Below are 21,225 nucleotides of genomic sequence, written 5' to 3' on the forward strand. Positions count from 1 at the left end.
TTCCTTCCTACGGTGCTGCGGTGATGGCACGCGCGGTCGCCTCGCCGGTGACGGTGACCGTCTTGTCCTGAACGAACGGTCCGAGCATCGAGCGGTGGTAGGTGATGGAGACGGTCACCCGGATCAGGACTTCCCCGTCGACCTCGGGAAAGTTCACTGTGTGGCCGGAGGTCTTCACCTCGGCGAGGTAGTCGGCGACCGCCTTGCGTGCCTCCGGCTCGTCGATCCGCTTCGGCCCGCCCTCGATGGCGGTGGCCCGGTCGATGGCCTGACCGCCGGCCCGGGCGGCCTCGGAGGCCAGGTTCTGGGCGCGTTGCAGGGTGCGGAGCTGCCCGGCGCCGTCGAAGGAGAGGCCGATGATGGCCAGTACGCCGACCATCGTCACCGCGAGGAAGATGCTCACCCGACCGTGCTCACCTGCCCGCGAGGGCCTGGCAGCCGACGTCGTGGCCGTCATTGCCGACTCCGGTAACGGTCGAGCGGGGAGGTGAACTGCGCGGAGATCTCCTTCTCGATCTCCATGCCGGGCAGGACGTCGAGTGTGATGTCCTTGAAGGACACGGTGCAGCGGATCGTCACCGTCACCGTGGCGTTGCTACCGACCGAACTCTTGAAGGCGTCGTCGAAGCTGGCCGCGTTGCCGGGCGACCTGCCGGTGAATTCCGGTTTCAGGTTGTTGGTGCAGGCCAGGCCGTGCCAGTCCAGCTGGGCCTGGGCGGCCTTCAGCGCCTTCTCTCTGGCGGTGGTGGAATCCCGGGAGATCGAGGCCGCCCGTGCGGCGTCGTGCGCGGCCGCGTCGAGCGCCTCCGCCGCCACCGCGCTGCGCCCGACCACACCGGCCAGCACCATCAACGCGATGAACGCGGGCGCCAGCACCGCCACCTCGATGGAGACCGAACCCCGCTCGGCGGTACGGGTCATGGCTGGGTCACCCTCTCCACAGTTCCGTGGGCGGTCTGCCGTACCGCGAAGTCCACGCCCGGCACCACCGACAGGGATCGGCCGCTCACCGTGCAGGTCACCTCGGTCGTGGTGGTCACGCAGGTCGGGCCAGCTGTGTCCCAGCCCACCAGCCAACCGCCGGCGGCCTTGAGGAAGCGGGAGGCGCTGTCCACCCCGGCGCCGTTCCCCGCCTGGTACGTCCGCTGCGCGTTCACGCCACTCTGCGCAGCGTTCAACGCGGTGGAGCGGGCGAGGAAGACGGCCGCGACCTGGATCGAGGCGAAGAGCAGGACCAGGATCAGCGGCATCATCACGGCCAGTTCCACCGGGTTGGCACCCCGCTCGCGGTCGCCGGCCACGAGGCGGCGCCGGGCGGCATTGACCGCTCGGCGCCACCTCGGGTACGCGGCTCGGCGCATCCCGGCTACTTCGGGACCGTGTAATTCGGGATGCCGTTCATCCAGCCCCTGGCCTTGGTCAGGGCCAGAGCGGTGACGGCCATCGCGACGGCGACCAGGCCGGCGATGATCACCGTAGTGGGCACCGGGCTGTCGCCGCGCTCACCGTCACGGCGTAGTTCGGCCAGGCGCGTCGTCACCACGACGTGCAGGTAGCTGAGGATGGACATGGCGTGCTCCTTCAGGGGATGGGGTCAGACACGGGCGATGAACGGATAGAGGACGAACCCGAGCAGGACGAAGACGAGCAGTGCGCCCGGAATGTCGAGCTTGCTGGTGATCCCCTCGGCGCGGGTGAGGTTGTCGGTGCGGATCTGGTCGCGCAGCGAGTCCGCCCGGCTGCGCAGCGTCTCGTGCACCTGCGCGCCCTCGCTGCCGGAAGAGCGCATGATCGCGCCGACGTCGCCCAACTCCGGGATCCCGATCTTGTCGGCGAGGTCGCGCAGCTCGTCCCAGGGCGCGTGCATCTGCATCTGGGCGATCCGCAGCGACTCCTGGAGCCTGTCGAACACCCAACCGTCGCAGACCGCCGCCGCCCGCTCCAGCGACTGCACCGGCCCGTGCGCCGCCGAGAGCTGCAACGCCACCAGGTCGAGGTAGGTGCAGACCGCCTGGCGGAACTCGTCGCGGGCGGTGTTGGCCTTGGTCAGCACGGCGCGGTGCGCCAGCAGGCCGCCCAGCAGTGCCAGGCCGAGGCTGCCGAGCACCGGCACGACAAGCGGAAACGGAACGCCGAGCGCCCACAGCGTCACCCCGAGCAGAGTCGGCATTGCCAGCCCGAACAGCGCGGAGAGCAGCACCGACAGCGCGTACTGCTCGGAGGTCTGGCCGATCAGGGCGAGCTGCATCTGCGGCGGCCGCATCCAGCGGGACATCCCGGTCAGCCAGTCGAGTCGCCGGGATGCGGGCGTGGCCACCCGGCCGGTGCCCTGCGGCTGGTGCAGTCGACGCAGCGCCGGCCCGAGCGCCGGCGTCGCCGGCACCAACTCCCGGACCACCAGGAACACACCCAGGCCGACCCCGGCGCCACCGCAGACCGCGATGGCCAACTGCCAGTTCACGATCACGGGAGCCGCCTTTCGTTCGCGACTGCGGGGCTCCGCTGCGCTGCACTCCTCGCGCTCACGGGAGCCGCCTTTCGTTCGCGACTGCGGGGCTCCGCTGCGCTGCACTCCTCGCGCTCACGCGATCACCTCGGCCGGGTTGGGCGCCGGCAGGAACCGCGCCGGCCGTTGCGGCTGGCTCATCGACCGCACCCAGGCCAGCAGGCCGATGAAGGCGGCACCGAGAGCGGCCATCACCAGCTGACCCACAGGCGTGCCGTACGGCCTGATGTACTCGGTGTTGATCAGCCCGTACGCCAGGGTTGCCAGCGTCATCCCGGTGAGGAAGCGGACCGCGAACCGGGGCTGGGTGCGCTTGGCCTCGATCTCCCGACGGGTGGCGACCTCCGCGGACGCCGCGCCGGCGATCGAACCGAGCACGTCACCCAACCGCTCGCCCCGGTCCGACAGGTGCAGGATCAGCGCCGCGACCACCTGGTCGCAGACCGGGTCGGCGATCTCGTCGGCGAACGCCAGCAGCGCGGAGCGGGCCATCCAGCCGGCCTGCAGACGGGCGGCGAGCAGCCGTACCTCGTCCTCGATGCCGGGTGGCACGCTGCCGATCGTGCCGATGATCGACTGTTGGAGCCCCTGCCCGGTGCCGGAGACGTCCTTGAGTCGGCGGGTCCACTCGCCGACCGCCTCGATCCGGGCGATCGCCCGCTGTTCGGCCTTGCCCACACCGAACAACCACGGGGTGCCGGGCACCGCCACCGCCACCAGGAGGCCCACCACCGGCAGCCCGGTCAACAGGAACGCCAATGCCCCGGCGGCAAGCGCGGCGACAAGCAGCGCCTGGTAGCCCCGCTGCTCGGCCGGGGTGCTGCCCGGCCCGCGCCACAGTCGGCCCAGCCCCGGCCCGCTGCCCGGGCGCGGCCCGGGAGGTCGGCGGGTGCCGACCAGCGCGACCACGGCCAGCAGCAGCCCGGCCACACAGGCGGCCCCGGAGACCACCGCGATCAACTCCAGACTGCCGAGCATCAGATCACCGCCGGGCCAGTCGGGTCTGCCGGGGCCGCCGCCAGGCACCGGCACCGGCCTCGACCCACCGGGTCAGCAGCCGCGCGTCGTAACCCACCCGCAGCAACTGGTCGCGGACCCGCTCCGGCAGGTGCCGGGGGACCGCACGACCGTCCGGGCCCGGCCCGAAGACAGTGGTGGTGGTGATCCGACCGGCTTCGCCGGCCCCGATCACCTCCTCCACATGCGAGACGAACCGGTGTTTCCGCCCGCCGATCGCGGTCTCGTCCTCGATGGTGACGTAGACGATCAGGTCGAGCGCGTTGCCGGCCATGCGGCGGGCCTGGTCGACGGTCATCTCGCGGCCGTGCGCCAGGGCCAGCTCGACGATCCGTTCACCCACACCGGCGGCGGTACGGGCGTGGATGGTGCACATCGACCCCCGGCTGGTGGTCATCGCCTGGAGCATCGGCACGATCTCCCGGGACCGCACCTCGCCCACGATGATCCGCAGCACACCCATCCGCAGCGACAGCGGGATCAGGTCGGCGATGGTCACCTCACCGGCCGGTCGACCGTCGAAGCCGCGCTCGCCGTGACCCTCCCGGGCCTCGAAGCTCATCACCGCCCGGTGCCGCTCCCGGCGGCGGGCCGGGAGCAGCTCCCGACTCTCCTCCAGCAGCACGTACGGCTCGTCGGGCGGAATCTCGTTCATCAGCGCCCGGATGACAGTTGTCTTTCCGGCGCCGGCCAACCCGGCGACCATGATGTTCAGACCGGCGCGCATCGCCGCGCGGAGGAAGTCGCGCAGCAGTGGGTCGATCATCTCGTCCAGGTCGCCCCGGGCGCCCGCGAGGTCGTCGAGGCTCACGTCCAGGGTGTTGTGCTTGCGGATGACCGCGTACGGGCGGTGGCTGACCAGGAACACCGCGGCCAGCCGGCTGCCGTCGGGCAGTTGCAGGTCGAGGGTGGGCTTCACGGTGGAGAGGGACCGCTCGGTCGCGCCCGCCCGGCGGGCCGCCGCCTGGAGGATCTCCACCAGTTCGGCGTCGCTGTCGGCGATCGGCTCGGCCCAGTCGACCCCGCCGCCGTGCCGGGTGATGCGTACCTGGTCGCAGCCGAGGATGTGCACCTCCTCGATGGTGTCGTCGACAAGCAGCGTCTGTAGCCGGCCGAGCCCGACCAGCTCGGCGGTGACCTGGTCGAGCAGCAGGCGTTCGTCGCCGGCGGCCATCGGCGTGCCGGCCCGGCGCACCGAGTCCGCGTACGCGGCGACCACTGTGACGGCGAGTCGGGCCCGTTCGGTGTCCTCCTCGTCGACTGTGAACTCCCGGCCGCGCTGCCAGAGGGTGAGCCTCTCGGTGAGTTCCCGGCGCAGCTCCCGGACCACCTGGAAGTCCATCCGGGGCCGGGGCGGCGACTCCGGTGGTGGGGTGGCCGCGGGCATCGGCTGCGGCTGCTGCGCGGACTGGTGGTGCCGGCCGTTCGGCACGGCCAGGGGTGGCGCGGTGGAGGTCACGCCCGGTGGCTGTTGGCGCGGATCGGTGGAGACCGGCTCAAACCGCATCCGGCACCCCCTGCTGCACGGGCCACGCCAACCGGGCCCGTCGCCGCTCCAGGAGCGCCCCGATCGGGACCTCCAGGGCGGCCGCCGCGCGCATCAGCGGCCGTCCGGCCCGCACGGTCCCGCCCAGGGCGAGCACCCCGGCGGTACGCGGATCGTGCGGCAGCCGTGCGATGACAGGCAGTTTCAGGGCGCGGCTGATCTCGGCCCGCCCGTGCCCGTTGCCGACCAGCAGCAGCCGCAGTGTGCCCGGGGGAACCCGGTGCTCGGCGAAGTCCCGTTCGATGGTGGTGACCACCGCGCGGGTGCCGGAGAGGTCCGGCAGGTGCGCCCGGGTCACCAGCAGCACCACCGAGGCGGCCCGCAGCACCGGCCACGGCGGCCCGGGCACGTGCAGCCGGCCACAGTCGACAAGGACGTCGTAGCCGGGGTTGCCGCGGTCGAGGGCGTCGAAGTAGTCGGCGAAGCGCTGCCAGAGCGGCGTGACGCTGCCGCCCTGGGCCGGGTCGACGAGGCCGGGCAGCAGCAACCGTTCCCGGCGGGGTGCGTCCAGGTCGACAAGCTGCGACCAGAACGCGGTGTCCAGGTTGCCGTCGCGCAACTCCCCGACGGCCAGCTCGCCGATACCGCGCGGGCCGTCGAGCTGACCGCCGAGATATCCGGCGAGGATCGAGCCGCCGGCCGGGTCACATTCGGCCACCACCAGCCGCCGGTGCCAGGCCAGCGCGCAGGCCAGCGCCGAGGTCGTGACGCCTGGCGAACCCTTCGCGGACACCAGCGCGATGATCGCCATGCTCAGGCCACCTCGGTCAGCACGACCGCGAGCCGTTCCTGTGCGGCGAGCGCCACCACCGCGGGGACGTCACGGGTGAGCAGCGCCAGGTACAGGACCTTGTCGTCGTTGGCCGGGCTGACCATGTCGATGACAGTGGCCGCGAACCGCGTGCCGGCGGCGGCGGGCGGGTCTCCGTCGGCATTGCTGTCCGGGGTGCTGACCAGCAGGACCTTGTCGCCGGGGTGCAGTTCGCGGGCCGGCACCTGGGCGGTCTTCAGGCCGAGTGCGATCTGCTGCTGGCCGGGGCCGAGCAGCGGATCGTCGGTGACCTGTCCCAGGGTGAGCAGCGTGCCCGGAAGCAGCGCGACCGCAGCCCGCTTGCCGACCACCTCGTCGAGCCGTCCGGCGGGCACCGGGCGCAGCCCCTGGCCGCCGGCCACCTGCACGGTGATCAGGTCGGCTGCGCTGATCTCGCGGCCCACCTCGACCGGGCGGGCCACCGCCAGGTAGCTGCCGGTGGCGCGTACCGAGGTGACCGCGAACGCCGCGCCCAGCCCGCCCAGGGCGATCAGGAGGACGGCGAGACCGAGCAGCCCGGGGCGTACCCGGCGCTGACGGACCACTGTGGGCGGGTTGATGGGCGCGTCCACCGACGGGGTCCCGTTGCGCGTCGCGAGGCTCATCTGGTGACCACCTGGAGTTCGTTGATCTGGATCTGGACGATGCCGCTGTTACGCGTCACCAGGATTTCTCCGCTCTCGCCACCGCCGCGCCAGGTCACCGTCCAGTGGGTGGTGGCGGTGACCTCGTAGGTGCCGGCCTTCGAGTAGCCCTCGTCGTAGCCGCAGTCCGGGGACGTGCGGCCCGCGCGATCGCCCTTCGGGTCGTACGGGGTGCCGGGACCGTCGCAGGTGACGTGCTCGTCGTTGCCCATGTCCCAGACGATCCGGTCGACCTTCGCCTCGATGGAGACGGTCACGCCCCGGTCCGACGCGGACGCGGTCAACGGGCCGAAGTAGCTGGTGCTCGGCGCCGCCCACATCCAGACGGGCAGGCCGACCAGACCGGGGCCGACGCTCTTGCGGGGTGCCACCTTCAGCGGTGCCGGCAGCAGACTGATCGACGCCAGGGCGCGACGGGCCAGCTCCTCCGGGTCGGGCGGCGCGCCGAAGCCGGGCGGCGGAGCGTCCAGCAGCACCACGTCCTGGGCGCCCAGGTCGCCGCCGTTGCAGGTCTGCAGATACCACTGCTCGCCCTCGGGGGGCTCTACCGGTCCCTCGGTCAGCTTGTAGTAGCAGCCGTCGCCGCTGTTGAACCAGCCCAGGTCCTCGTCGTAGCAGGGGATGGTCCGGCCGTTCCACTGGCAGACACCGCCACCGCCCCCGTCGTCTCCGCCCCCACCGTCGTCCCCACCGCCGCCGGGATTGCCCGGGTTGCCGGGTTCGTCGTCCCAGACGCTGCAGTCGGGCTGGTCGGGCGGGCAACCGGCCCCCGGATCAGCCCGTAGGGCGGCGGCGGCCGGCACGGTCGCCCCGGCCACCAGCAGGAGCGCGAGGCCGACCCCGGCGAGAGCCCGTCGGGCACCCTTCCCGCCCCGGGTCAGCACGGCTGGTCCCGGTGCGTCGCGCCGTAGTTGATCAGCCAGCGGCCGTCCGGATATCGGGTCGCGGTGGCGGTGGAGAGGTGCCTGCCGCCGCCGCTGCCCGGCACCGGGCGCTTGTCCTTGGCGTAGACCAGCCGGTAGGCGGTCGTGTCCAGGCAGTCCTGGATGTCCACGGTGGCCGGCTTCGAATCCAGGCTGACGGCGGTGACGGTCGGGTCGGACTTCAGCGTCCCGGTACGCATAGCGCCGTGCTCCTTAGCCTCGCGAATGGACACCCGGACCCGAGTAAGAAGCGGATCGCCGAGGAACCGCGACAGTTCCGGCGCGCGTGGATCACTGCGTGCGCCCGCCGTGCGCGAGGCCGCGAGATAACCGGAGTACGCGTCGAGTGCCGCCTTTTCGGCAGCTCGCCGTTCGACGTCGGGATCGGTCCGTTGTTCTTCGTCCCGGGCTGCCGTCGGCCGTTCGACCGCTTCCCGTCCGCTGGCGCAGGCGGTGACCGGCGCCGCCGCCACGACCGCCAGCAGGCAGATTGCCGCTCGTCTGAGCTGCCGTCCGCGCACCGTCGAGCCTCCTCGTGGTCGCCCGGGGCGGTGACGGTTCACCGCCGTCGGGCATACGGAAGCGCGCCCGGATCAGCACATCCGGAGCCGTTCATTGCGCTTCTGCATTCACCGTTACGGATCTTCCACAAATGCAAATCCCATGTCGTCTGATTGTCAAGGTGAGGCTTGCATCACACCCAAGGGGCGAGCATAGGCTGACGCTCGCCGATGCAACAGAGGCAATTAATGTGAACACTCAGCGTGATGGCAGGTGGTGGTGGTGGGTGTCCGCACTGCGCCCCGGGCAATGGTCGAGCGAAAGATCGTCAATGCTGAGCCGGCGCCGGGTCGGTGGTGCCCGCGAAGGTGTCGCTGTCGGTCCCGGTAGTGGGACATCGTGGCGTCATCCCGGCATTCGAGCGCTGTCGTCGGCCGATCGACGGGCTGCCCCGCCCGGCGGGGTGCCCGGCTCGGGAGTGGTCGACGGCGCCATCGTGGGGCCGGGTGGACAGGTCGCTTTCTGCGCCATCCGCTACACGCCAGCGAGCGTTCCATCACTATCCGTGTTCACCGTGGCGGACGGCCGTCTGGCCGCAATGGAGGCGACATGGCGCTGACCGGCCCCCCGGCGGCCGTACCGGGTCGAGAAAACCCACCCGATCGGAGACCGGTACCCCCGCCGTCCGGGGATACGACGGAGGAGCCCACCCGCCGGGCCGCGCACTCGCCGGGGCGCGAACGACGGCCGGGCCTCGTCTCGGCGGTGGCGCGTACCCGGGTGTCGACAGTGTTCGCGTTCCTCGCGATCAGCCCGCTGATGCGGTTGGCCGCGCTGCGCTACGCCGTACCCCCGGGTCTGCCCAGCCGGACCGGCTGCGACGCCTGCGGCGCGCCGGTCGGCCCGACCCGCCCCTGGCCGGCGCTGGGGCCGGCGGCCCGGTGCGGTCGCTGCCGCGCCCGGGTCGGCCCACCGCAGGGCACCGTCGAGCTGGCCGTGCTCGCGGCGGCGGTGCTGCTGGCGTTCGCCGGTCCGTCGGGCGGAGCGCTGCCGGCGTTGATCTGGTGGCTCGGCTGGACGATCCCGGCGATCTTCGTCGACCTGGCCGTGCACCGGTTGCCGGACCGGCTCACCCTGCCCGCGGCGGCCGGGACCTGGCTGCTGCTCGGCGTGGCCGCGCTCGACGCCGACCCGGGGCACTGGCTGCGTGCCGTCATCGGCGGCACGGCGCTGGCATTCTTCTTCGCCAGCACCGCGGTGCTGCTCGGCCGCCGCGGCTTCGGGCTGGGCGACGCCAAGCTGGCGCTCAGTGTCGGGGCGCTGCTCGGCTGGTACGGCTGGCCGGTGCTGCTGTTCGGGCTACTGCTCACCTTCGGGCTCTCCGCCCTGGTGAGTCTGGGCCTGCTGGCCACGCGCCGGGCCAACTGGAGCACCCACCTACCGTTCGGCCCGTTCCTGCTCCTCGGCACCACGGCTGCCCTCCTGCTGGCAACCTGACCGCCGCCCGGCCCCCGGCCGACTCCGTCGCGCTGGTCAGGGGCGGGAGCGGCTGGCCAGTTTGGGGACCGGGCTGTCGGCGCGGTTGGCCCGGCGGCGGAGTATCTCGCTGGTCGGGCGGGCCAGCAACGGGGTGGCCACCACGGCGACCAGGGCACCGAACAGCACGCCCGCGATCACGTCGTGCGGGTAGTGCACGCCCACGAAGACCCGGGAGAAGGCGCCGAGCGCGGCCAGGGGTAGCGCGACCAGGCCGAGCCGGCGGGACAGCAGCAACGTGGTGACCGCCAGCGCCCCGGCCACAGTGGCGTGGTTGCTGGGGAACGACCAGTCACCCGTGGGTGGGCAGGCGCTCGCGATGATCTCCCGACCGATGGTCCGGCAGGGGCGTTCCTCGTCCACCACGGTCTTGAAGAATTCGCTGCCCACGTACGCCAGGAGGGCTGGCACCGGCGCGATCAGGGCGAGCGCCCGGTCGTGCGGGCCGCCGGACCGGCGACTCAGCGCGGCCATCAGCAGCAGCGCGCCGAGCAGCAGGATCACCCCCTCGGTGGCGTGTCCGACGAACCACTGCACCGGCTCTGGGCTGCCGGCGGCGGCGTCGACGACGTCTCTGTACCACTCGGCGCTGATCTCCGGAACGTCCATGCTGCCGTTGTCGACCATGCATCACCTCACTTCACGTTCATACCCTGTTCACCTTGCGGACACCCTACGAACGCGGCAGAGGGCCCGCTGCTGTCGAAGGTCGGGCGGTCTTCACGACCTTCGTCCAGGGTTTTCGCCTCGACCGGCTCAGATCGACGTGGGACCGCCGGCCATCCGCTCGCGGACGGCCTCCAGCGCCTCGAAGGCGTACGCCCAGTTGTGGCACTTGAAGCTGCGCAGACCGTCGATCGCGGTGTGACAGTCCGAGCAGCGCACGCCGGCGATGGCATCCGGGATCTCGGTGTTGACGTACTTGCGCTCGCCCAGGATGACCGTGGCGATCATGGCTTTGTCGTGCAGGCCGGAGAGCGCCGACGACACGATGTCGTACCAGGTGACCCGCCGGCGGCACTTCGGGCAGTCGGGTTCGTCGCCGCTGACCCACAGCGGGGCGCCGATGCTGCGCGCCGGCATGCCGAGCAGTTTCTCCAGCCGCCGGACGTCCGACTCGGGGGTGGTCCAGCGGTGTCGGCCGGGCAGTGATGCGGGCGAGTCGTACACGGCGCGGAACAGGTCGTGGTCGACCTGCACGGTCTCGCGCTGAGCGGTCATCGGCGTCCCTCCTCGTTGAGTCGGTGCCCCCACCGTGGTCAGCGGTGACCATGGGCGCAGCCGGATCAACGACACGAGGGGTCAGCGGGTCGTCGTCACTGGTGCTAGACATCGAGTTCCGCTCCCGCCGCCGAAGGGATCCCGCATGACCGACCAGCCGGCACCTGACGTCACCACCAGACCCAACGTCGCCCGGATGTACGACTACTTCCTCGGGGGTAGTCACAACTTCCCCGCCGACCGGGCCGCCGCCGACCGGGTGCTGGAGATCTTTCCGGAGACCGGGGTCGCCGCCCAGACCAACAGGCACTTCCTGCGCCGGGCCGTCCGGTACGCCGCCGAGCAGGGCGTCCGCCAGTTCCTGGACATCGGCGCGGGGCTGCCCACCCAGGACGCCGTGCACGAGGTGGTGCGGGCCGTGGCGCCCGACGCGCGGGTGGTCTACGTCGACTACGACGAGGTGGCCGTCGGGCACGCCCGGCAGTTGCTGACAGACGTACCCGGCACCGCGGTCGTGCAGGGTGACCTGCGACGTCCGGACGAGCTGCTGGCCCACCCGGACGTGCGGGCCACCCTCGACCTTGACCAGCCGGTGGCGGTGCTGCTCCTCGCGGTGCTGCACTTCGTGCCGGACCACGACGACCCGTGGGCGGCGGTCGCCCGGCTGCGCGACGCCACCGCGCCCGGCAGTCACCTGGTGCTGTCCCACCTGACGTTGGACGGCATTCCGCCGGAGCTGGCCGAGCGCGGCCAGGCCGTCTACCGCAACAGCAGCGCCCCACTGGTGCCCCGGACGCGCGCCGAGACGGCACGCTTCTTCGCCGGGTACGACCTGGTGGAACCCGGCCTGGTCGCCACCACCAGGTGGCGACCGGACGGTGCGCCGGAGACCGTGGACGCACACGGGTACGCGGGGGTCGGCGTCCGCGGCTGACCCCGCTTTCGCCCCCGGTGGGCTGCTTCTGGTGGTACGACGGACGCAGGGCGTGCGCCACCGGGAGGAGCGTCGATGGCGAGCAGACCCGAACGGCTGCTGCGGGGGAACGACTCGCCGCTGAGCGCCTCGTTCCTGGAGCTGTTCTTCGATCTGGCGTTCGTGCTCGCCCTGAGCCAGCTGGCCGCCCACCTGCTGCACGACCTCACCCTGCCCGGCGCGCTGCGGACCGCCCTGTTGTTGGCCGGGGTCTGGTGGATCTGGGTCACCACGACCTGGTTCGCCGACTGGTACGACCCGGAGAGCCCGGCGGTGCGGTGGCTGCTGGTCGGCTCGGCGCTGGGCAGCCTGCTGGCCGGGGTGGCGATCCCGCAGGCGTTGGACGGGCGGGGCCTGCTCTTCGCCGGCGCGTACGTCTCGGTGCACGTCGCCCGGGGTGTGGTCACCGCCGTCTCGCTGCGCGGCCACCCGCGGCAGAGCCGGGCGCTGCGGATCCTCTGCTGGTTCAGCGTCTCGGCCGTACCGTGGCTGGCCGGTGGGTTTCTGCCGGAGTGGCGGGTGCCGCTCTGGCTGCTCGCCCTCGCCATCGACTTCACCGGCCCACGACTCGGCTGGCCCACTCCACTCATGGGTCGGACCGGGCGACAGGAGCTGCACCTGGCCGGCGAGCACTTCGCCGAGCGGTACCAGCAAATCATGATCATCGCGCTTGGCGAACTCGTCCTGGTCGCCGGCCTCTCGTACGCCGACACCCGTCTCGACCTCTCACAGACCGTCGCGTTCCTGCTGGTCTTCGCCACCGCAATCCTGATCGGTCTCCTCTACGTGACGCCCGCCGGTCAACGTCTCGGCCCGGCCATCGAGCACGCCGACCCGGCCCGGCTCGGGGTCATCACCGGATACCTGCACCTGGTGATGATCGCCGGGCTGGTGGTCACCGCCGTCGGCGCCGAGCTGAGCATCGCCCACCCCATGCGGACCGGTGACACGACAGCGGTTCTGGTCATCCTGAGCGGCCCGATGCTGTTCCTCGTCGGGCGGATCCTCTTCTCGGCAGCGATCCACCGGCGACTCTCCTGGCCCCGGGTCGCCGCCCTGCTCGTGCTGGCCGCTTCGGCGGCCGTCCTGCGGTTGCCGCTGTTGGCGGTCAGCGCGGTCGCCACGGGGGTGGTGCTCGTGGTGGTCGTGCTGGACCACGCCGGCATCCGGTCCTACCGGCACCAGGCTGGCGCGTGACCTGGAAGCCTGACTAAAGTCAGGTATATGGACCCAACTCTCATCGCCGCTGTGCGGCGGTTCAATCGGACTGTCACCCAGCGGGTGGGTGCGCTGGACGACGAGTACATGGCCCAGGGGCGTCCGCTGGGGCAGGCTCGGCTGCTCTGGGAGATCAGCCCCGCCGGTGCCGAGGTCGCCGCGCTGCGGGCCCGGCTCGGCCTGGACTCCGGACACCTCAGCCGACTCCTGCGCACCCTCGAGAACGACGGCCTCATCACTGTGGGACCGGTCGACCGGGCCGGCGGCGACGGCCGCGTACGCGTCGCCACGCTCACCGACGCCGGTCGTGCCCAGTGGGCCGAACTCGACAAGCGGTCGGACGATCTCGCCGCCTCGATCCTCGAACCGCTCACCGAACACCGCCGGGAACGACTCGTCACCGCCATGGCCGAGGTCGAACGGCTGCTCATCGGCTCGATGGTCGTCGTCGAACCGTGCCCGCCGAGCGACCCGCGAGCCCGCGCGTGCCTGCGGGCCTACGTCCGCGACATCGCACGACGGTTCGACGGCGGGTTCGACCCCGCACTGAGCAAACCGCTCCCCGACGAAGCGCTCGTCCCGCCCAACGGAGTGCTCCTGCTCGCCACCCTCAACAGCGAGCCGATCGGCTGCGGCGCGGTCAAACTCCACCCCGACGCGCCCGCCGAGATCAAGCGCGTGTGGGTGGCCGACACCGTACGCGGGCTCGGCGTCGGGCGGCGGCTGCTGGGCGAGTTGGAACGGTACGCCGCCGAGCGGGGTGCGACAGCGGTCCGACTGGACACCAACCGCAACCTCACCGAGGCGATCGCCCTGTACCGGGCGACGGGTTACCGGGAGATCGAGGCGTACAACACCGAGCACTACGCCCACCACTGGTTCGAGAAGCAGCTCAGCCAGTGAGGCGCTGCGCCGCGCTGACGAACGAGCGGATGAGTTCGGTCTCGTTGCCGGTGCGCCAGATCAGCCCCCACCGGGCCGGCGGGGCATCGCTGATGGGCACATAGGCGATGTCCGGCCGGGCGTAATAGCGGGCGGCCTGGGCGTGGACGGGCGAGACCGCCTCACCCGTGGCGAGGATCGGGATCATCTCCTGGAAGTTGGAGACGGACGGGCCGATGCGGATCAGACGGCCACTGGGGGTGCGCAGGGGCACCAGGATCTCCCGCCAGTAGTCCGGCCGGGCCCCACCCATCACCGTCTCGTCCGCCAGATCCTCGTAGGAGACCGACTCACGACTGGCGAACCGGTGACCTGCTCCGACGGCCAGCACGATGGATTCGGTGTAGATGACCGGGCCGACGCTGAGGTCCGGTTCCCTGACCGGGAGCCAGACGATCTGGATGTCGATGTCTCCGGCCCGTAGCCGCCCGAAGGGGTCCCCGAAGTCGACGTGTCGAAGCTGCACCTCGCACTCGGGATGATCTTCTGCGAACGCGTCGAACAGGTGGCGGAAGTCGTGCAGGTTGACGGCGATCGACCCGATCCTCAGCACGCCGGTCTTGCCGCGCGCGGCGAGCCGAGCCCGCTCCATCCCGTCGCACAGGCCCTGATACATGGGCTGGATGTCGTCGAAGAGCCGGCTTACCGATCGGGGTCAGCGCCACCTGGCGATTGTTGCGCTCGAACAGGGCGGCCCCGATCCTGCGTTCCTGCTTCTTGATCGCCTGGCTGACCCGGGCCTGGGTCACGTGCAGCCGTTCGGCGGTGCGGGTGAAATGCAGTTCCTCCGCGAGGATGAGAAAGATTTCGATATCCCGAAGTTCCATGGAGGTCCCGACTCAGGTATTAGCGCTGGGTTATCGCACGTTATCAGGCGTGATCTTGTCGCCCCGGGCCCTGCTGCGGAAGGCTGACGGACGTCGGAGCGAGCACCAGCATCCGACCCCACGCAAGGAGATGTTCGTGCGCAAGCTCGTGTATTACATCGCCACCACCCTGGACGGCTTCATCGCCGGCCCGGACGGCGCCGACCCCACCGGCCCCGGCGGATTCTGGCCCGTCCCGGACGACTACCTGCGCCACCTCGTCGCGGAGTACCCGGAGACCCTGCCCGGCCCTGCCCGGCAGGCGTTCGGCATCGTCGACCAGGGCAGCCGGTTCGACACCGTGCTGGAAGGGCGCCACTCCTACGAGGTGGGGCTGAAGGCCGGTGTGACCGACGCGTACCCGCACCTGCGCCACCTGGTGTTCTCCCGCACGCTCGGCAGCAGCCCGGCACCGGCCGTCGAGGTCATGACCCAGGACCCGATTGCCACGGTACGGGAGCTCAAGCGGCACGACGGCAGGGACATCTGGGTGATCGGCGGCGGCGCACTGGCCGGCGCCCTGTACCCCGAGATCGATCAGCTGATCGTCAAGCTCGCCCCGTTGACCATCGGCGCGGGCATCCCGCTGTTCGGCCGCGACGCGGTCTTCGCCCCACGCGCCTGGCGCCTGACCGACCACACCGCCCTGGACAGCGGCGCGCTCTTCCTTACCTACGCCCGCACCGCGGCCGGAGACGAGTCCGCATGATCACATCCCCCGGCGGCGTCACGATCCGTCCCATTACCGGGCCGGACGAGGTCGACCTGTTCAACCGCCTCCCGTACACCATCAACCACGAACTCGCCGACGACCTCGTCGGGCAGCGCCGCCGGCCGGAGTGGATGTGGGTGGCCCTGCACGGCGACCGTCTGCTGGCCAGGGTCGCCTGGTGGGGCCGCAGCGGCGACAGCACTCCGTTGCTGCTGGACATCCTCGACGTCGACGACACCGCCGACGATCTCACCGAGGTGGCGCAGGCGCTGTACGAGACGGCCGCCGAGCGGGTCCTGCCAACCGGGGCCACCCCTCCCGAGTACGGGCGCTTCATTCCGGCTGACTGGCGTGAAAATCAGGACGCGTACCGGGCGGTGCGACTGAGGATGGGCGTCCTGGAGAACACCGGCGCACACCTGACTGTCGAACGGCTCCGCCTGGAGTGGAGCCCCACAGTGGGCGTACCGACGCCCGACCGACGTCTGGCCTTCCGCCCGGTCAGCGACACCGACGAGCTGATCGCGTTGATGACCCGCACCCTGGACGGGACCCTGGACGCGCACAGCCGGAGCGACCTGGCACAGATGTCACCGCACGAGGCCGCGGTCAAGCACTACGAGCAGGAGTTCGCCACGTACTCCAGCCCTCGTCGGTGGTGGCGCGTCGGCACGCTGGGCCGGGACGGCGACCCCGTCGGGTTCGTCGTCCCGGCACGCAACGCCTACCACCCGGTGATCGCCTACCTTGGCGTCGTCCCGGAGCATCGGGGCCACGGGTACGTCGACGGCCTCCTCGCCGAAGGCACCCGCATCCTGGCCGAGGAGAACGTGCCGCGCATCCGCGCCGCGACCGACCTGGGCAATGCCCCGATGGCGAACGCCTTCGCCCGTGCCGGCTACGTCAACTTCGAGCGTGCCATCAACATGGCCTGGTAGCGCCGACGGCTGGTTGCCCCCCGATCAGCCCTTCACCGCCCCTGCGGTGAGCCCTTCGGTCAGGAAGCGCTGCCCGAGGGCGTACATGATCACCACTGGGATGCTGACGAGCAGCGACGCCGCGGCGAGTTGGCCTTGCGGCACGACGTCCCCGGCGATCATCGACTGCATCCCCACCGGGAGCGTCTTGTACTCGTCCTTCGTGATGAACACGAAGGCGAAGAGGAACTCGTTCCAGGCGTTGGTCAGTGTGAAGAGCGCGACCGCCAGGAGCCCCGGCTTGGCGAGGGGCAGCACCACCCGGCCGAACGCCTGGACGCGGCTGCAACCGTCGACGAGCGCGGCCTCCTCCAACTCGATGGGGATCGACGAGAAGTACCCCACCAGCAGCCAGGTGGCGAACGGAAGCGTGAAGGTCGGGTACGTCACCACCAGCGACCACAACGAGTCGGTGAGCCGGGCGCCGATGAGCATCTGGTACAGCGGGATGAACAGCAGCGCGCCCGGCATCACGTAGGTGAGCAGCACCGTGACGGTGAAGCTCTGCGCCCCGCGGAACCGCAGCCGGGCCAGCGCGTAACCCGCCAGGGCGGCGCAGACCAGTGCCACCACGGTGGACGCCGCCGACACCAGCAGGGTGTTGAGGTACCACCGGCCGAACGGCTGGTTGGCGAACAGCGCACCGAACTGCTCAAGGGTCCACGGCGTTGGCCACAGGTCGTCGGTGCGCATGACGACCTGGCCCTCGGACTTGAAGGCCGTGACGGCGATCCAGTACAGCGGGCCCAGCACGAAGAAGAGCAACCCGGCCAGCGCGGCCCAGGACCCCAGACCCGACACCACTGACGACGACCGGCGACCACCTCGGGACTGGAGGGTCGAGACGATCCGGCCGACCGCCGCCGCGATCAGCAGAATCACCCCGAGGACGACCGCCGCCTTCCAGAAGATCTGTGGCGATGCCCAGGCCAGCAGGCCGGTGACCAGGGCGGCGACGATCCACGGCAGCGCCCTCCGGGCCGTCCCGGCCCACCGCTGCGTTCCGATCCACCGCGCTGCCCTGCGTCGCCGGGGCAGTTTGATGTTGGTGTCCTGGCGCAACAACCGGACCAGGACGAACACCAGCCCGCCGATGATCGGCAGCATGACGAGCGTGACCGCCGCGCCCGCGCCGTACTGCAGCTGCAGGATCGCCTTCGAGTAGGCGATGAGCACGTACGGCGCGGTCACGTCGCCCGGCCCGCCCTGCGTCAGCAACCAGACGAGGTCGAAGTTGTTGAACGTCCAGATCGACGACAGGGTCACCGTCACGGTGATCACGTGGCGCAGTCCGGGCAGCGTCACGTTGGCGAACCGCTGCCACGCCGACGCGCCGTCGATTGTCGCCGCCTCGTAGAGGTCCGCCGGGATGGCCTTCAACCCCGCGAGGAAGCACACGGTGAAGAACGGCACCCCCTTCCAGACGTTCACGAGGATCACCGACGGCATGGCCAGCGACGGGTCGGACAGCCAGCCCGCCGGCCAGCTGTCGACCAGGTGGGCGCTGGCCAGCAGCGGCCCGATCCCGGTGGCGGTGAGCAGCGTGTTGACGCTGCCGAAGATCGGGTCGAGCAGCGCGCGCCAGCTGAACGCCGTCACCACCGTCGGCACCACCCACGGCACCAGGAGCAACCCGGCCAGCACGGCCCGGCCACGTCGTCGGTGGTGCAGCAGCAGGGCTGCGGCCAACCCCAGCACGACCTTGAAAACCTCGGCGTACGCGGTGAAGACGAACGAGTTCACCACGCCCGTGTGGAACTGGTCGTCACCGACGAGCGCGAGGTAGTTGTCCAGGCCGACGAAGACGGTGTCCTGCCCGTGCCGTTCGGTGGTGCTGGTGACGATCGAGCGGGCGATCGGCACGAGCACGAGCCCGCCGACCAGCACCGCCATGGGCGCCAGGAACAGCGCGGCCAGCCGCCAGTCACGACCCAGCCGCCGCTGGACCGCTGTGAGGGAGCCGGGTCCCGACGGCGGGGACTTCCTCGCCGCCGGGACCCGCGCAGGACGGACAGACCTCACTGCGGCAGCCCCTGCTGGTTGAAGATCTGCACCATCTTCGCGTGCGCGGCCGTCACTGCCTGCGCCGGCGCCGTGCCCTGGACGACCTGCTGCATCATGTCGGTGAGGACGTAGGCCGAACCCACCGCCTGCTGGCCCGCGCTGGCCTTCTGCGGGAAGGCCAGGCCGTTCTTCGTGTTCAGCGGCAGCTTCAGTTCAGTGATCCTGCGCAGCATGGGGAACGCCGCGTCGCCGCTGGTGAAGAACGGGTCGGCGTCCCAGACCTTCTCCCAGGCGGGCATCACCAGGCCGGGCGCCTCCTTCGCCACCCCGAGCAGCGCGGGCGCGCTGACCAGGTACTGCGCCAGGAGCTTGGCGAGCGCCGGGTTCTTGGCGCCCTTGAAGACAACGAAGCCCTGCGACTGGCCGAGCAGCAGCGGATTGTCGGTCGCCGGCCCGATGCAGTCGGAGAACACGTGGGTGTTCGCGTGCACCGGGTTCTTCTTGGTCCTGGAGTCCGCGTAGACGCTGAACTGGTTGCGGGTGTAGCCGAGGATTCCGGCGAGCCAGTTCTCGTTGTTGCTGGTGTCGGTCCAGCTTGCGATCCCCGGTGGCAACATCGGCTTGTACTTGGAGTTGGTGTAGATGTCGCCGAGGAAGGTCACCGCCTGCACCGTCTCCGGCGAGTTGAACGTGACCTTCCGGCCGTCGTTGGAGGCGATCGACCCGCCGTAGGCGTTGATCAGCGCCTCGATCATGCCGTTGCCGTCACCTGACCGGTTCACCGTCATGCCCCAGCCGAACCGGCGCTTGGTCGGATCGGAGATCTCCAGGCACAGGTCCCGCAGTTCCTCCCAGTTGTAGATGTCCTTGGGAGTGATGCCCTTGTCCTGCATCCAGTCCTTGCGCAGGAACGACCCGATCCCGATGAAGTGGTACGGGATGGCGAACCACTTCCCGTCGAAGACGCAGAAGTTCTTGGCCTCCGCGCAGGGCTCGCCGTACTTGGCGGTCAGCGCCTGGACGACGTCCGTCACGTCCTCCAGGTCCCCCAGCGCGTGGAACTGCGCGACGAACCGCGAGTCGGTCATGAAGGCCAGGTCACGGGCCACCCCGCCCTTGACCTCGGCATCGATCTTGGCCACCACATCACCGGCGTCAGCCTGGACCAGACTGTTCTCGATCTTCGTCCCGGTGGTGTCGGCGAACTTCTTGATCGAGCTGTCCAGGGCTTCGTTCGCCGCCGTTGAGTACAGCTTCTGCGACAGCATGCCCATCGCGGAGCCCTTCATCGACGCCGCGGCGTCGATCAGCTCCTGCGGAACTTCCGGCTGCACCCTGCTGGGCGATTCGGAGGTGCCTCCACACGCGGCCAGACCGGCCGCGCCGAGCACCCCCACCCCCATCCCCAGAAAGCCGCGCCGGGACCACGTCGAGTTGTCCTCCATGGACGTTCGCCTCCTCTGTTTCCCCGCACCACCGCACGCCGAAGGCGTACTTGTGCTCCAGGTGTCCCTATGACGGCGACCACGGAAGCGTCGCCCGGATGGATCAGTGCGTCCGCGTACCCGTTGGTGGGGTTGGTGGGGTTGCCGCAGTGGCGGCGGGCCTGCCCCTGTCGCTGCTCACCGTCGGGGGTCCGCTGGCGCACGCTTCGTCGTGGCGTCCGAGCGAGCCGCGCGAGAGATTCCGCGTACGGCTCGACGGGCAGCGCGACGAGGTTGAGGCGATCGGTGACCGGGCCGAGAAAGCGGCGCTGGCGTTCCACTTCGGTCGGGCCACGAGACCACCACCGTTCGAGATTTCGAACTGAGTTCGAGATACCGTATCGAGTGGTCGCGACGCTAGAGCAGTGCGGAGACAGGTGTCAATGTTTCGATGTGGTTTCGAGCCGAAAACGGGAGGCCGACTACTGGCGCTGGGCCCGGTAACCCATCCGAGCCGACAGCGCGGCCGCGCCCTCACGAACCAGCCCGGTCCACTCCACGTGCGCCTCGGGCGTCCAGCGGATGATCGGCGCGGACAGGCTCATCGCGGCGATGGTGGTGCCGGAATGGTCTCGGATGGCCGCAGCGACGCAGCGCATGGCGCTGTCCGACTCGCCGACGTCGACCGCGACGCTCTCCGCCCGGACCCGATCGAGATGGTCGCGTAGACGGTCCGGGTCGGTGATGCTGTCCGGCGTCATACCCGGCAGGGCACCCGTCCTCAGGACGGCGTCCAGGCCCGCCGGGTCGAGGCCCGACAGCAGTATCTTGCCCACCGCCGTGCAGTGCGCCGGCAGCCGCCGCCCGACCGCGGAAACCATCCGAACGGGATGCGTGCTGTCGAACTTCACGAGGTAAATGACATCGGCGCCGTCGAGCACCGCCACGTGCACCGCCTCGTCGCACGCGGCCGCCACGTCCCGCGCCACGCACTGCGCCTCGCGGACCAGATCAAGCCGGCCGGCGAACGCCGCACCGAGCTGGAACAGCGGCATACCGAGCCGATACTGCACCGGCTGACCCGGCACGGAGATCAGGTACGAGCGTGCCTCGAGCGTGACGAGCAGCTCGTGGACGGTGGTGCGAGGTAGGCCGAGCCGCTCCATCACCTGGCGGGCCGACAGCTGGGGGCAGTCCAGGAACAGTTCGAGGACGTCGAGTGCGCGGATGACCGCCGGTACCACACGGGGCATGTCGAAAGTCCCTTCGAAATGCCGGACCCGTGTCAACGATCTTCACACGGGCCAGCACCTGAAGAGGATATCTACGTCAGCGCCCGGCGCCAGGTGCCCGCACGCCGACGGCCGGCACTCCTGGCGTCCCGAACACTGGGCACCAGGAGGC

24 protein-coding genes and 1 pseudogene are annotated in these 21,225 nt (G+C 70.6%); 7 read left to right on the forward strand and 18 right to left on the reverse strand.

What is annotated here, in order from left to right; all coding sequences use genetic code 11:
* Nucleotides 1-7 precede the first annotated feature (7 nt).
* From ACQP0U_RS01210 to ACQP0U_RS01260, 11 genes are all read right to left on the reverse strand, one after another.
* Nucleotides 8-457 carry a pilus assembly protein TadG-related protein gene (locus ACQP0U_RS01210; RefSeq protein WP_433315009.1) on the reverse strand — a complete coding sequence of 150 codons (450 nt, stop codon included), beginning with the start codon at nucleotides 455-457 and terminating at the stop codon, nucleotides 8-10.
* Nucleotides 454-921, reverse strand: coding sequence for a TadE/TadG family type IV pilus assembly protein (locus ACQP0U_RS01215; protein WP_433315011.1), 468 nt, complete (start codon nucleotides 919-921; stop codon nucleotides 454-456). Before ACQP0U_RS01215 ends, ACQP0U_RS01210 begins: the two co-directional genes overlap by 4 nt.
* Nucleotides 918-1,361, reverse strand: a complete 444-nt coding sequence (locus ACQP0U_RS01220; RefSeq protein WP_433315013.1) for a TadE family protein — start codon at nucleotides 1,359-1,361, stop codon at nucleotides 918-920. The genes ACQP0U_RS01215 and ACQP0U_RS01220 overlap by 4 nt, the downstream gene beginning before the upstream one ends.
* Before the next feature lie 5 nt (nucleotides 1,362-1,366).
* On the reverse strand, nucleotides 1,367-1,570 hold the full coding sequence (locus tag ACQP0U_RS01225) for a hypothetical protein (RefSeq protein WP_357768671.1): 204 nt from the start codon (nucleotides 1,568-1,570) through the stop codon (nucleotides 1,367-1,369).
* A gap of 24 nt (nucleotides 1,571-1,594) precedes the next feature.
* Nucleotides 1,595-2,464 carry a type II secretion system F family protein gene (locus tag ACQP0U_RS01230; RefSeq protein ID WP_433320531.1) on the reverse strand — a complete coding sequence of 290 codons (870 nt, stop codon included), beginning with the start codon at nucleotides 2,462-2,464 and terminating at the stop codon, nucleotides 1,595-1,597.
* Between the two features lie 117 nt (nucleotides 2,465-2,581).
* On the reverse strand, nucleotides 2,582-3,484 hold the full coding sequence (locus tag ACQP0U_RS01235; protein ID WP_433315015.1) for a type II secretion system F family protein: 903 nt from the start codon (nucleotides 3,482-3,484) through the stop codon (nucleotides 2,582-2,584).
* A gap of 4 nt (nucleotides 3,485-3,488) precedes the next feature.
* Complete coding sequence (locus ACQP0U_RS01240) at nucleotides 3,489-5,030, reverse strand: CpaF family protein (RefSeq protein WP_433315017.1); 1,542 nt, start codon at nucleotides 5,028-5,030, stop codon at nucleotides 3,489-3,491.
* Nucleotides 5,020-5,820: a ParA family protein gene (locus ACQP0U_RS01245; protein WP_433315019.1), complete on the reverse strand. Its 801-nt coding sequence runs from the start codon at nucleotides 5,818-5,820 to the stop codon at nucleotides 5,020-5,022. Before ACQP0U_RS01245 ends, ACQP0U_RS01240 begins: the two co-directional genes overlap by 11 nt.
* Nucleotides 5,821-5,822: 2 nt before the next feature.
* On the reverse strand, nucleotides 5,823-6,485 hold the full coding sequence (locus ACQP0U_RS01250) for an SAF domain-containing protein (protein WP_433315021.1): 663 nt from the start codon (nucleotides 6,483-6,485) through the stop codon (nucleotides 5,823-5,825).
* Nucleotides 6,482-7,408 (reverse strand): hypothetical protein, encoded by a 927-nt coding sequence (locus ACQP0U_RS01255; RefSeq protein WP_433315023.1) that lies wholly within the window; start codon nucleotides 7,406-7,408, stop codon nucleotides 6,482-6,484. Before ACQP0U_RS01255 ends, ACQP0U_RS01250 begins: the two co-directional genes overlap by 4 nt.
* Nucleotides 7,402-7,968: a hypothetical protein gene (locus ACQP0U_RS01260; protein WP_433315025.1), complete on the reverse strand. Its 567-nt coding sequence runs from the start codon at nucleotides 7,966-7,968 to the stop codon at nucleotides 7,402-7,404. The genes ACQP0U_RS01255 and ACQP0U_RS01260 overlap by 7 nt, the downstream gene beginning before the upstream one ends.
* 589 nt (nucleotides 7,969-8,557) lie before the next feature.
* On the opposite strand from ACQP0U_RS01260, the gene ACQP0U_RS01265 reads away from it, so the two are divergent.
* Nucleotides 8,558-9,445, forward strand: coding sequence for a prepilin peptidase (locus ACQP0U_RS01265; protein WP_433315027.1), 888 nt, complete (start codon nucleotides 8,558-8,560; stop codon nucleotides 9,443-9,445).
* Between the two features lie 36 nt (nucleotides 9,446-9,481).
* On the opposite strand, the gene ACQP0U_RS01270 is transcribed toward ACQP0U_RS01265, so the two are convergent.
* Nucleotides 9,482-10,111: a phosphatase PAP2 family protein gene (locus tag ACQP0U_RS01270; protein WP_433315029.1), complete on the reverse strand. Its 630-nt coding sequence runs from the start codon at nucleotides 10,109-10,111 to the stop codon at nucleotides 9,482-9,484.
* Between the two features lie 129 nt (nucleotides 10,112-10,240).
* Entirely contained in the window at nucleotides 10,241-10,705 is a 465-nt protein-coding gene (locus ACQP0U_RS01275) for a hypothetical protein (protein ID WP_433315031.1), read from the reverse strand.
* Between the two features lie 145 nt (nucleotides 10,706-10,850).
* Here ACQP0U_RS01275 and ACQP0U_RS01280 point away from each other — a divergent pair, with 145 nt between their 5' ends.
* The 3 genes from ACQP0U_RS01280 to ACQP0U_RS01290 all read left to right on the forward strand — a co-directional run bounded on the left by ACQP0U_RS01280 (nucleotide 10,851) and on the right by ACQP0U_RS01290 (nucleotide 13,799).
* The gene (locus ACQP0U_RS01280) at nucleotides 10,851-11,639 is read left to right on the forward strand and encodes an SAM-dependent methyltransferase (protein ID WP_433315033.1); all 789 of its coding nucleotides are present in this window, start codon (nucleotides 10,851-10,853) and stop codon (nucleotides 11,637-11,639) included.
* Between the two features lie 75 nt (nucleotides 11,640-11,714).
* Nucleotides 11,715-12,875, forward strand: a complete 1,161-nt coding sequence (locus ACQP0U_RS01285) for a low temperature requirement protein A (protein ID WP_433315035.1) — start codon at nucleotides 11,715-11,717, stop codon at nucleotides 12,873-12,875.
* A 27-nt stretch (nucleotides 12,876-12,902) separates the two neighbouring features.
* The gene (locus tag ACQP0U_RS01290) at nucleotides 12,903-13,799 is read left to right on the forward strand and encodes a GNAT family N-acetyltransferase (protein ID WP_433315037.1); all 897 of its coding nucleotides are present in this window, start codon (nucleotides 12,903-12,905) and stop codon (nucleotides 13,797-13,799) included.
* Here the strand turns inward: ACQP0U_RS01290 and ACQP0U_RS01295 are convergent.
* Entirely contained in the window at nucleotides 13,789-14,454 is a 666-nt protein-coding gene (locus tag ACQP0U_RS01295; protein ID WP_433315039.1) for a LysR family substrate-binding domain-containing protein, read from the reverse strand. The genes ACQP0U_RS01290 and ACQP0U_RS01295 overlap by 11 nt on opposite strands.
* Before the next feature lie 88 nt (nucleotides 14,455-14,542).
* Nucleotides 14,543-14,665 (reverse strand): annotated as a pseudogene (locus ACQP0U_RS01300) (LysR family transcriptional regulator); the annotation flags it as partial.
* Nucleotides 14,666-14,801: 136 nt separating this feature from the next.
* Between ACQP0U_RS01300 and ACQP0U_RS01305 the strand changes: the two are divergent.
* Both ACQP0U_RS01305 and ACQP0U_RS01310 read left to right on the forward strand, forming a co-directional pair.
* Nucleotides 14,802-15,413: a dihydrofolate reductase family protein gene (locus tag ACQP0U_RS01305; RefSeq protein ID WP_433315041.1), complete on the forward strand. Its 612-nt coding sequence runs from the start codon at nucleotides 14,802-14,804 to the stop codon at nucleotides 15,411-15,413.
* Complete coding sequence (locus tag ACQP0U_RS01310; RefSeq protein ID WP_433315043.1) at nucleotides 15,410-16,354, forward strand: GNAT family N-acetyltransferase; 945 nt, start codon at nucleotides 15,410-15,412, stop codon at nucleotides 16,352-16,354. Before ACQP0U_RS01305 ends, ACQP0U_RS01310 begins: the two co-directional genes overlap by 4 nt.
* Before the next feature lie 24 nt (nucleotides 16,355-16,378).
* Here the strand turns inward: ACQP0U_RS01310 and ACQP0U_RS01315 are convergent, their stop codons facing one another.
* Nucleotides 16,379-18,286 (reverse strand): ABC transporter permease subunit, encoded by a 1,908-nt coding sequence (locus tag ACQP0U_RS01315; RefSeq protein ID WP_433315045.1) that lies wholly within the window; start codon nucleotides 18,284-18,286, stop codon nucleotides 16,379-16,381.
* Nucleotides 18,287-18,411: 125 nt separating this feature from the next.
* On the reverse strand, nucleotides 18,412-19,842 hold the full coding sequence (locus ACQP0U_RS01320) for an extracellular solute-binding protein (RefSeq protein WP_433315047.1): 1,431 nt from the start codon (nucleotides 19,840-19,842) through the stop codon (nucleotides 18,412-18,414).
* A 98-nt stretch (nucleotides 19,843-19,940) separates the two neighbouring features.
* Between ACQP0U_RS01320 and ACQP0U_RS01325 the strand changes: the two genes are divergently transcribed.
* Nucleotides 19,941-20,207: a hypothetical protein gene (locus tag ACQP0U_RS01325; RefSeq protein WP_433315049.1), complete on the forward strand. Its 267-nt coding sequence runs from the start codon at nucleotides 19,941-19,943 to the stop codon at nucleotides 20,205-20,207.
* A 96-nt stretch (nucleotides 20,208-20,303) separates the two neighbouring features.
* Here ACQP0U_RS01325 and ACQP0U_RS01330 read toward each other — a convergent pair whose 3' ends face one another.
* Nucleotides 20,304-21,074: an IclR family transcriptional regulator gene (locus tag ACQP0U_RS01330; RefSeq protein ID WP_433315051.1), complete on the reverse strand. Its 771-nt coding sequence runs from the start codon at nucleotides 21,072-21,074 to the stop codon at nucleotides 20,304-20,306.
* Nucleotides 21,075-21,225: the final 151 nt, after the last annotated feature.

Origin of the sequence: Micromonospora sp. CA-269861, from assembly GCF_050948505.1 — a bacterium.
In the GTDB taxonomy this organism is placed as follows: Bacteria; Actinomycetota; Actinomycetes; order Mycobacteriales; family Micromonosporaceae; genus Micromonospora.

What these genes read in the sequence shown, in the direction of transcription:
- ACQP0U_RS01210 (WP_433315009.1), bottom strand. Translation starts at nt 457, where the DNA reads ATGACGGCCACGACGTCGGCTGCCAGGCCCTCGCGGGCAGGTGAGCAC.
- ACQP0U_RS01215 (WP_433315011.1), bottom strand. Translation starts at nt 921, where the DNA reads ATGACCCGTACCGCCGAGCGGGGTTCGGTCTCCATCGAGGTGGCGGTG.
- ACQP0U_RS01220 (WP_433315013.1), bottom strand. Translation starts at nt 1,361, where the DNA reads ATGCGCCGAGCCGCGTACCCGAGGTGGCGCCGAGCGGTCAATGCCGCC.
- ACQP0U_RS01225 (WP_357768671.1), bottom strand. Translation starts at nt 1,570, where the DNA reads ATGTCCATCCTCAGCTACCTGCACGTCGTGGTGACGACGCGCCTGGCC.
- ACQP0U_RS01235 (WP_433315015.1), bottom strand. Translation starts at nt 3,484, where the DNA reads ATGCTCGGCAGTCTGGAGTTGATCGCGGTGGTCTCCGGGGCCGCCTGT.
- ACQP0U_RS01240 (WP_433315017.1), bottom strand. Translation starts at nt 5,030, where the DNA reads ATGCGGTTTGAGCCGGTCTCCACCGATCCGCGCCAACAGCCACCGGGC.
- ACQP0U_RS01245 (WP_433315019.1), bottom strand. Translation starts at nt 5,820, where the DNA reads ATGGCGATCATCGCGCTGGTGTCCGCGAAGGGTTCGCCAGGCGTCACG.
- ACQP0U_RS01250 (WP_433315021.1), bottom strand. Translation starts at nt 6,485, where the DNA reads ATGAGCCTCGCGACGCGCAACGGGACCCCGTCGGTGGACGCGCCCATC.
- ACQP0U_RS01265 (WP_433315027.1), top strand. Translation starts at nt 8,558, where the DNA reads ATGGCGCTGACCGGCCCCCCGGCGGCCGTACCGGGTCGAGAAAACCCA.
- ACQP0U_RS01270 (WP_433315029.1), bottom strand. Translation starts at nt 10,111, where the DNA reads ATGGTCGACAACGGCAGCATGGACGTTCCGGAGATCAGCGCCGAGTGG.
- ACQP0U_RS01275 (WP_433315031.1), bottom strand. Translation starts at nt 10,705, where the DNA reads ATGACCGCTCAGCGCGAGACCGTGCAGGTCGACCACGACCTGTTCCGC.
- ACQP0U_RS01280 (WP_433315033.1), top strand. Translation starts at nt 10,851, where the DNA reads ATGACCGACCAGCCGGCACCTGACGTCACCACCAGACCCAACGTCGCC.
- ACQP0U_RS01285 (WP_433315035.1), top strand. Translation starts at nt 11,715, where the DNA reads ATGGCGAGCAGACCCGAACGGCTGCTGCGGGGGAACGACTCGCCGCTG.
- ACQP0U_RS01290 (WP_433315037.1), top strand. Translation starts at nt 12,903, where the DNA reads ATGGACCCAACTCTCATCGCCGCTGTGCGGCGGTTCAATCGGACTGTC.
- ACQP0U_RS01295 (WP_433315039.1), bottom strand. Translation starts at nt 14,454, where the DNA reads ATGTATCAGGGCCTGTGCGACGGGATGGAGCGGGCTCGGCTCGCCGCG.
- ACQP0U_RS01310 (WP_433315043.1), top strand. Translation starts at nt 15,410, where the DNA reads ATGATCACATCCCCCGGCGGCGTCACGATCCGTCCCATTACCGGGCCG.
- ACQP0U_RS01315 (WP_433315045.1), bottom strand. Translation starts at nt 18,286, where the DNA reads ATGGCGGTGCTGGTCGGCGGGCTCGTGCTCGTGCCGATCGCCCGCTCG.
- ACQP0U_RS01320 (WP_433315047.1), bottom strand. Translation starts at nt 19,842, where the DNA reads ATGGAGGACAACTCGACGTGGTCCCGGCGCGGCTTTCTGGGGATGGGG.
- ACQP0U_RS01325 (WP_433315049.1), top strand. Translation starts at nt 19,941, where the DNA reads ATGGATCAGTGCGTCCGCGTACCCGTTGGTGGGGTTGGTGGGGTTGCC.
- ACQP0U_RS01330 (WP_433315051.1), bottom strand. Translation starts at nt 21,074, where the DNA reads ATGCCCCGTGTGGTACCGGCGGTCATCCGCGCACTCGACGTCCTCGAA.